The following is an 8855-nucleotide window of genomic DNA, read 5'->3' on the forward strand; positions in this document are numbered from 1 at the left end:
GCGTCGCCGAAATCTGCGTTCACTCACTTTACCCCTTGTTTTAAGGCACTTCCTCGCCGATCGCCCAAACGCTCACTCTCCCACCGCGCCCGCGACGGTGCGACTTCAGACCGCGCCCCGCTCACTCCCGAAAAAGCTCACCCATCGCGGCGCACGGCACCTTGACGCAACCGCGCAGCGTCTCCAGACTGTCGAAGCCCCACTCCTTTGCTGACCCACGCGCACGTCCGAGACGCCATGAGTTCGATCACGCCTTTTATCCCCGACCGTTTTCGCAACGCCGCCCAGCACTATCTGACCGGCCGTCCCGCCTACTCGCCCGCCCTGATCCGCCGCGTCGCGCAACTGACCGGGCTCGACGGCACGCAGCGCCTGCTCGACCTCGGCTGCGGCCCTGGCCAGATCTCGCTCGCGTTCGCGAGCTGGGTCGCGATGGCCGTCGCGATCGATCCCGAGCCCGCGATGCTCGAAGTCGCGTCGCAACTCGGCGCGGGCATCGCGCCGAATGTCGAATACCGGCAAGGCAGTTCTTACGACCTCGACGCGAGTCTCGGCCCCATTCATCTCGCCGTGATCGGTCGTGCATTTCACTGGATGGATCGCGCCGATACGCTCGCCCGCCTCGACACACTCATCGCGGAACGCGGCGCTGTCGCGCTTTTTAACACCGCCCATCTCGACGACCCGCTGCGCCCGTGGGCCGCGCAATATCGCACGCTGCTCGACCAATACGCGAATCTCGATCCCGCGCGCAAGCAGCGCCAGTCGGCCGACTGGGAAAGCCACGCCGACGTGCTGGCGCGCTCCGCGTTTTCAGCGCTCGAACGTATCTCGGTGATCGAATACCGTCGTGTGAGTGCGGAGCAGTTGAAGGCACGGCCGCTTTCGATGTCGAGCCTCTCACGCGAGCGCCTCGGCGATCAGCTCGACACGCTGCTCGAACGCATTGACGCCCTTATCGCCGAGCACGCCACAGACGGCTGGCTGATCGAGCGCATCGAGTCGTCTGCAACCATCGCCACGCGAGCACGCGCCTGAACGCTTCGGTACGTTGGGGTATCGTGTGAACGTCTCGTCAACGGAAAACATCATGAGCTATGCCACGAATGCGCCCGCGCGCAAGGATATCGACGCGTTGACCGGCTCCGCCGTACTGGAATTCGGCACCAACTGGTGCAGCTATTGCCAGGGCGCGCAGCCGCTGATCGGGGCTGCATTTGCGCAGCACGGCGACGTACGGCATCTAAAAGTGGAAGACGGTCCCGGCCGCGCGCTCGGCCGCTCGTTTCGCGTGAAGTTGTGGCCCACGCTGATCTTTCTGCGTAACGGTGTGGAAGTCGCGCGCGTGGTGCGCCCGACAAACGCGCACGAACTCGACGAAGCCTTCGGCGTGCTCCGCTGACACGCGCTGCTGCCACGTGCAGTGGCCTGGGGCTGCACAATTCTCCCGTAAATCCTCACCGTCTCGCGCCGCTGTGCGGCGCGCATCACGCGCACTTCGCTCCAGTTCTCGCCCGGGCACGACGTTAGCGAGAATGTACTCGCGGCGTTGATACGGCGCGCCGAGCGCCTCGATGCCTCGTATGTCGGGGGCGCTGCCACCCGCGCAGACGTCCGGTTGTGTCATGCATTTATCGTCGACGATCGCGGCGCCCGGCGTGATCCGCAAAGGCAGCAGCAATCTGCTGATCGTCGGGGCTTCGGCGCCGCAGTTGGACGAACGCGCCGAAGAACCGCGTGCGCTGCTCGGCGCGCCTTCCGAACTTGCACAGCGCACTGGCGTGGCTGCGCCGACACTCGGCATGCTCTACGGTAAAACGCGTCAGCGCGACGCGCCGTTAGCGGCTAGATCGCGGTCATTCTCCGCTTTCATTCGCGATTCGCGACACCTTTCGACAATCAGTCTGGACCATACATTACGCCACGCACCATATAAACGCCGCATACGACGCACTGGAAGTGCTGCTCGCCGTCAGGCCCTCGCCCGTAGCATTTGAATCGACAGACGTGATTCCCGCCCTTCACTTCCGCTTTACGTAAATCGACGGCTCGCGTTTTGCCAACGCATATATGTGCGTGCAGTTGCGGATCCAGTGCATGCGTCATTTCATCGTCCCTCGCAATCATTGCCCGCAACGGAATCAACCCGACGAGTCCGCGATAGGTCAACTGATGATTAATGCTAGGGAAAAATTCTTATGGTTTCCTTATCCAGGCGTTACGCAAAGCTTGATACCTCGTCGCCAGGATCTCGCCCTCGTGACAAAGCCGTCGCGCTTGAGCCGCAGCGTGGTGTCGAATAGCGTGAATGTGACTTTGAGGCGTAGCGCAGCGCAGTTGAGGCCGCCTTTGCCGGCTCGCGCGCGACTACTGGACGTGTCCGCGCGGGTTCCGCGCTGAGCTTCTAATTTCGTAATTTTCGCGGTTTCGATGCGCGAGCACTTCGTAAGCCAGACGAAATGTTCATAACACTTGAGCGTGTCGGCTAACACGCCGCAAGGATTGGCGCGCGTCAGGCTGCCTCACGCCGCGCATTGCTCGCGGCGCGAATCCAGCCGGACACGGCGGCAATCAGCGCACCCGGCCCGACGGTGAGCAACGCCATCGAAGGTGTTGTGATCATGCTGCAGGTGCTGCCGGACGTGGTGCACAGGTGATACATCGCGCACATGAGGCCGGTAAATGTGAACGCCGCAGCAGCAGAAGCAGCTGCCACGCACTGAAACAGGCGGGCGTTTATTTCGCTTACCTGATGAGTTCTGCGCCGCATGATCGATCCTGTTCCCGTGATAGCCCGATGGGCGCAACATGGTACAGACCAGTTACATACGGCTATCGCAATAAACTCCCCTTACGTCTTTTATTTGGCCTGCAATCCGTTTTAACTTGCGCGTCAAGCCGCGGCAAAGGCGGTATGAAACACGGCGGCACGACGCAGGCCGTCGCCAGGCGGTGCATACTGGCCGTTCACCGTCGCCGCCCGGGTGCCTTTCGCCTGGCGCTCACCAGTCCGCGCGATAGAGGGCACGAATTTTGCGGCGACGTGTCGAATGTCCGTCCGGATCACGCGGCGTCCCTACCGCCCGTCCCGCCACCATCGAAGCCATCGACATCCGACCCGTTCCCATGCAAAGGACTTTCCGCCATTGCGCCTTACACGCACTGTGTACGCAATTCCTGGCCACCCTGGCCGCGCTTGCCTGCACGCTCTGCATGAGCGCCGCCAACGCCGCGCCGCAACCCGCGAACCAACCGGGCGCCGCAGCCCCCGCAAATCCCGCCGCCCCCGTCGTGCTGACGCCCGCCCAGGCGCGCGCCGCACTGCAGGTGCTTGACGATCCGGCGCAGCGCGCTCACGTGGAAGACACGCTTCGCGCGATCGCAGCCGCCGGCGCGCTCGCCACGCCTGCCCCCGCACCCGCAGCGATGAGCGCACCGGCAACCGCGACGCCCGCATCCGCGCCGCTCGGCCATGCACTGCGTTCGAACGGCCTCGTGCTGCAGATCGCCGATCACGCCGCACGCAGTGCGCAGATTCTCGGCGCGCGTCTGCTGCAATCACGCACGGCACTCTTCGATCTGGCGTCGGCTCGCGACTGGTGGACCGAGCGCCTCGGTACACCTGCCGGACACGCCATGCTGCTCGCCCTGCTGCGCGTCCTGCTGCTCACGCTCGCGCCCGCACTGATCGCCGAGGCGCTGACGCGCCGCGCCATCACGCGGCCACATCGCACGATCGTCGCCTACGCCACGGCCACGCTCGGCGACACCGCGCCCGCGACTAACCGGCCCGAAAACGACAAAGACGCAAGCGAAGACCAGGCGAAAGCCCTGCGCACTGCCGCAGGGATGGAGAGCGCCGGGCCGTCCGCGGTGTCGAGCAACGAAGCGAACGCCGATCCACACACCAACGTGCAAGCAAGCACTGCCGCGCGCACAACACCGGGGCAAACCGCGGGGCAAACGGCCGGCGCACTGGCAAGCGTGATGAGCCTGCCCCATCGCCGCGTGCACCACTGGATGCGGCTGCAACGCCTACCCGCCGCACTGCTGCTCGCCTCGCTCGAACTCCTTCCCGTGATTGCGTTCGGGCTGTGCGCGGCCGGCGTGCTCTCGCTGTTTGGCGCCAGCGACGCCCCGTTCGCGGAGTCAGTCGGTCAACTCGTCGATACGTATGTGATCTGCCGCATCGTGATCGCGGTCGGTGCGCTGCTGTTCGCACCCGACGCCGACGCCCTGCGCCTGATGCCGCTCTCCGGCACGGCAGCGGTGTTCGCCCAGCGCTGGACCACGCGCATCGTCGTGATCGGCGGCGTGGGCGGTGCGTTGACTGCGGCGGTGCCGCTCGGCATGACCGACGATGCGCATCTCGCCCTCGTGAAGATCGTCACGTTGATTGGCCACCTTGCGCTAGCCGTCATGATCCTGCAGTGCCGCCGTCCCGTCGCCGACGCAATGCGCCGCTCGGCCTCCGGGCGCAGTTCGCTTGCGTACCTCGTTCAGTGGTTCGCCGATATCTGGGCCGGTGTCGCTGTTTTCGTCGTGATCGCGCTGTGGCTCGTGTGGGCACTCGACGTGCGCGGCGGCTACAGCGAGTTACTGCACGCAGGCGGAATTTCGCTCGCTGTGCTGCTCGTCGCGCGCGTGGTCGCGATCGTCGTGCTCGGCGCGGTCGGCCGCGTGTTCGACCCGCTCGGCAATCGCGACGACATCTCCATCACGCAGCGCCGCGCCTATCGCTATTACCCGGCGCTGCGGCTGATTGCGACCGCGACCGTCTGGCTCATTACGCTCGATGTGCTGCTGCACGTCTGGGGTCTGCACCCGGGCCGCGTGCTCGTGAGCGCGCCGATCGGTCACCTGCTCGGCTCCGCGCTCGCGACGATCGTCGTGGCGATCGTCGTCGCCGTCGTGATCTGGGAAGCCGCGAACGGCGCTGCCGAACGCCGCCTCGAGGCCTGGACCGATGCCGGCGACTACGTGCGCGCCGCCCGCCTGCGCACGCTGCTGCCAATGTTTCGCACCACGCTCTTCGTCGCGATCTTCATCATCGTCGGGCTGACCGCGCTATCGCAGCTCGGCGTCAACACGGCGCCGCTCATCGCGGGCGCGAGCATCTTCGGCGTGGCGCTCGGATTCGGCTCGCAGAAGCTCGTGCAGGACTTCATCACGGGTATCTTCCTGCTGACCGAAAACGCGATGCAGGTGGGCGACTGGGTGACGGTGGCGGGCGTCTCGGGCTCGGTCGAATTCCTGTCGATCCGCACCGTGCGACTGCGCGGCGGCGACGGCTCGCTCTACACCGTGCCGTTCAGTTCGGTCACGACAGTCAACAACACGAATCGCGGCATCGGCAACGCGGCAGTGAAGGTGGCGATCGCGTACGGCGCGGACGTGACGCGCGCCGTCGACACCATGAAGCAAATCGGCGCCGAACTGCGCGCCGACGACCAGTTCAAGGACGGCATTCTGAGCGACTTTGCCTACTGGGGCGTCGATCAGGTGGACGGTGCGAGCGTGACGCTGGTCGGGCAGATCCAGTGCAAGGACTCCGCGCGCTGGCCGGTGCAGCGCGAATTCAACCGGCGGCTCCTCGAGCGCTTCACGGCGCTCGGCATTGCGCTCGCGAATCCGCAGCGCAATTTCGTGGTGGGCCTGCCGGGCGCGAGGGACGTCGAAGGACAGACCGGCAACGCCGACGATGACGGTGCCTCCGGCGATACAGCGCGCGCGTCGCAGCGTACCGCACACGAGAGCAAGCCTCGCAACGGCCAGTCCGGCGACGGCCACGGCTCATCGGGCACGGGACGTAAGCCGTCCTGACGACCTCGTCTGTGCCTGTCGGCGGTGAGATTTTCTACGAAGGAAACCGCACGCCGGTGCGCACCGCACGCGCGCCGAACTCACCCTGCCAGCCCCCGAAAATGCTCACCTCAAGCTGTTCAGGCCCGCCGTAACGATCCATCAGTACGGCGGACTTTTCAGTCCAATCAATGACCTGCGCGTGGCGTCACGATCCGGCGCTCAAATATCGCGTGACCTCCCGAAGAAGCTCACCCTTCATCGTCGTGCCTGAACACGAAGTTCCAGCAGGCACGCGTGCGCGTAGAAGGCCCGCTGCGAGCGGCTCGTTCCGGGATGGATAAGTCTTGAATGCGCAAAGAGCGGGCGCACCTGCGCGCCGCTAGCGAATAGATGCCCGGACGAACGCCCGGGCGCGAGTCGTACAGCGTGCGGACGGACAGGCGACGGCAACCCGCCGGCACTTGCCCTTCGCCGCTTACACCTCGACGTCTTCGAGGCTGAAGATTTCAGACTGGTCGTTGTACGAAAAGATCTCGCCGTAACGGCCCCAGTCGATCACGGTATCGAGCGTTTCCTCGGCGACGACATCGGAGAGGAAGTCTTCGAGTTCCTGCTCGAAACGCACGCGCGGTGCGCGGTGTCCCGGACGCTCGCCCAACACCTTCTTGATCCGCGCCGCGAGCGGCACGTGACGCAGCAGGTGCTCCGCGAACATCATCTTGCGCGCCTGCGTACCCATCTCGACAAACACGCGCGCGGGCGGCGTGAGCAGCAGGTCGCCGTCGCGCACGTCCGCGAAGCCGAGCAACTGAAGCATTTCGGCGATCGGGAACAGATCGTCCACTTCCAGATGCAGCGAGCGCGCGATTTCCGGCATGTCGGCGCGACCGTGGTACGGCGCGGCCGCCAGCGTCTCGATGAGACCCGCCATCAGGTTGGTCGAAACGTTCGGCAGACGGCTGCCCACTTCGAGCCCGCCGCGCGACGCCGCGCTCGCCTCGCGCGCGGTCATCTTCGCGTAGATGTCGTCGACGAGCCTGCGGAACGCCGGGTCCAGACGGTTGCGCGGATGCTTGAACGGCACCTTGATCTCGGCGACGACACGGCCCGGATTCGACGACAGCACGAGAATACGGTCGCACATGAACACCGCTTCTTCGATGTTGTGCGTGACGATCAACACCGACTTGATCGGCATGCGGCCCTGGGTCCAGAGATCGAGCAGGTCGGTACGCAGCGTTTCGGCGGTCAGCACGTCGAGCGCCGAGAACGGTTCGTCCATCAGCAGCAGCGTCGGATCGACGACGAGCGCGCGCGCGAAACCCACGCGCTGACGCATGCCGCCAGAAAGTTCGCGCGGATAAGCGTTCTCGAAGCCGTCGAGACCGATCAGGTCGATCGCCGCCAGCGCGCGTTCGCGGCGCTCGCGCGCGCCCACGCCCTGCGCTTCGAGGCCCGCTTCCACGTTCTGCAGCACGGTGAGCCACGGAAACAGTGCGAAGGTCTGGAACACCATCGCGACACCTTCGGCCGGGCCTTCGAGCGGCTTGCCGAGCCAGTCGACTTCACCGGCCGTCGGCTCGATGAGACCCGAGATGATGCGCAGGAGCGTCGACTTGCCCGAGCCCGAGCGGCCCAGCAGCCCGACGATCTCACCCTCGCGCAGCGAGACGTTCACGTTGTCGAGCACGAGTCGTTCGTCGTCGGTCTTCCCGAAGCCACGCGAAACGTTGCGCACGGAGAGCACTTCCGCGCCGCGGGTGGGACGCATCGGCGCGATCAGGTCGGGGGTAACGAGTTTCGGATTCAGCATCGCGGTCTACCTCAGTCGAGCCGCAGCCGGGACTCGGCGTACGCATACAGCGGACGCCAGAGCACGCGGTTGAACAGCGTGACGAACAGGGACATCACGGCGATGCCCACAATGATTTTTGGAAAGTCGCCGGCGGCGGTCATCTGTGCGATGTACGCGCCGAGCCCGTGCGCCTCAACCTTCGTATCGCCCCACTGGACGAATTCGGAGACGATGCTCGCGTTCCACGCGCCGCCCGACGCCGTGATCGCGCCAGTGACGTAGTACGGGAAGATGCCGGGCAACATCGCCTGGCGCCACCACTGCCAGCCGCGGATGCGGAAATTCGTGGCCGCTTCCTTGTAGTCGTTCGGATAGGCCGTCGCGCCCGCGATCACGTTGAACAGGATGTACCACTGCGTGCCGAGCACGATCAGCGGCGAGAGCCAGATATCCGGATTCAGGTGGAAGCGCACGATAACGATCACGAACACCGGAAACAGCAGGTTCGCCGGGAACGCGGCGAGGAACTGCGCGAGCGGCTGGACCTTTTCGGCAAGCGCGGGACGCAAGCCAATCAGCACGCCGAGCGGCACCCAGATCACCGAAGCGATCGCGATCAGCAGAATGACGCGCAACAGTGTGATGAGGCCGAGCACGAGCACGTGGCCGACTTCGTCGAGCGTCACGCCCGTGCGCACGTAGGCCACGACGCGCCAGACGACGTAGACAGTCAGCACGATCACGAAGACGGCCCAGACCACATCGCCGACACGCGAGCGCTTGCTGCGCGTCGCGCTGACCACGGGCACGGCTTTCGGTAGCTGCACACGGATCGGAATGCGCGCGAGCGTGGCGAGCAGCATGCCCATCGGCACGAGCAGGCGGTGAATCAGGCGCGTGCGGCGGATCAGGTCGAGCAGCCACGACTCTGGCGCATCGCCCGAACTCGTGGTTTCCATGCGGAATTTGTCGGCCCACGCGACGAGCGGACGGAACAGGAACTGGTCGTACGCAAGGATCACGACCGTCATCGTCAGGATCACCCAGCCCACAGCGCCGAGATTCTTATCGGAGATCGCCTGTGCGAGATACGCGCCGATGCCGGGCAGCGTAATCGTCTTGTTGCCGACCGTGATCGCTTCGGAGGCGACGACGAAGAACCAGCCCCCCGACATCGACATCATCATGTTCCAGATGAGGCCGGGCATCGAGAACGGCACTTCGAGCTTCCAGAAGCGCTGCCAGCCGGTCAGGT

Annotated in this window: 5 protein-coding genes; 3 read left to right on the forward strand and 2 right to left on the reverse strand. The window is 65.2% G+C overall.

Going from position 1 to position 8855, the window contains the following annotated elements; translation table 11 throughout:
- Nucleotides 1–237 precede the first annotated feature (237 nt).
- From D1Y85_RS19605 to D1Y85_RS19615, 3 genes are all read left to right on the forward strand, one after another.
- Nucleotides 238–1038 carry a class I SAM-dependent methyltransferase gene (locus D1Y85_RS19605; protein ID WP_124152738.1) on the forward strand — a complete coding sequence of 267 codons (801 nt, stop codon included), beginning with the start codon at nt 238–240 and terminating at the stop codon, nt 1036–1038.
- Nucleotides 1039–1090: 52 nt separating this feature from the next.
- Entirely contained in the window at nt 1091–1402 is a 312-nt protein-coding gene (locus D1Y85_RS19610) for a thioredoxin family protein (RefSeq protein WP_124152739.1), read from the forward strand.
- A gap of 1811 nt (nt 1403–3213) precedes the next feature.
- Nucleotides 3214–5823 (forward strand): mechanosensitive ion channel domain-containing protein, encoded by a 2610-nt coding sequence (locus D1Y85_RS19615; protein ID WP_246024990.1) that lies wholly within the window; start codon nt 3214–3216, stop codon nt 5821–5823.
- Between the two features lie 457 nt (nt 5824–6280).
- On the opposite strand, the gene D1Y85_RS19620 is transcribed toward D1Y85_RS19615, so the two are convergent.
- Nucleotides 6281–7618: an ABC transporter ATP-binding protein gene (locus D1Y85_RS19620; protein ID WP_124152740.1), complete on the reverse strand. Its 1338-nt coding sequence runs from the start codon at nt 7616–7618 to the stop codon at nt 6281–6283.
- 11 nt (nt 7619–7629) lie between these two features.
- On the reverse strand, nt 7630–8855 hold a 1226-nt coding region (locus D1Y85_RS19625), incomplete at its 5' end, for an ABC transporter permease (protein ID WP_124152837.1).

The sequence above is a fragment of the Paraburkholderia dinghuensis genome (genome assembly GCF_003837865.1).
In the GTDB taxonomy this organism is placed as follows: Bacteria; Pseudomonadota; Gammaproteobacteria; order Burkholderiales; family Burkholderiaceae; genus Paraburkholderia; species Paraburkholderia dinghuensis.

Coding starts and splice junctions, on each gene's coding strand:
- D1Y85_RS19605 (WP_124152738.1), top strand. CDS start 238: ATGAGTTCGATCACGCCTTTTATCCCCGACCGTTTTCGCAACGCCGCC.
- D1Y85_RS19610 (WP_124152739.1), top strand. CDS start 1,091: ATGAGCTATGCCACGAATGCGCCCGCGCGCAAGGATATCGACGCGTTG.
- D1Y85_RS19615 (WP_246024990.1), top strand. CDS start 3,214: ATGAGCGCCGCCAACGCCGCGCCGCAACCCGCGAACCAACCGGGCGCC.
- D1Y85_RS19620 (WP_124152740.1), bottom strand. CDS start 7,618: ATGCTGAATCCGAAACTCGTTACCCCCGACCTGATCGCGCCGATGCGT.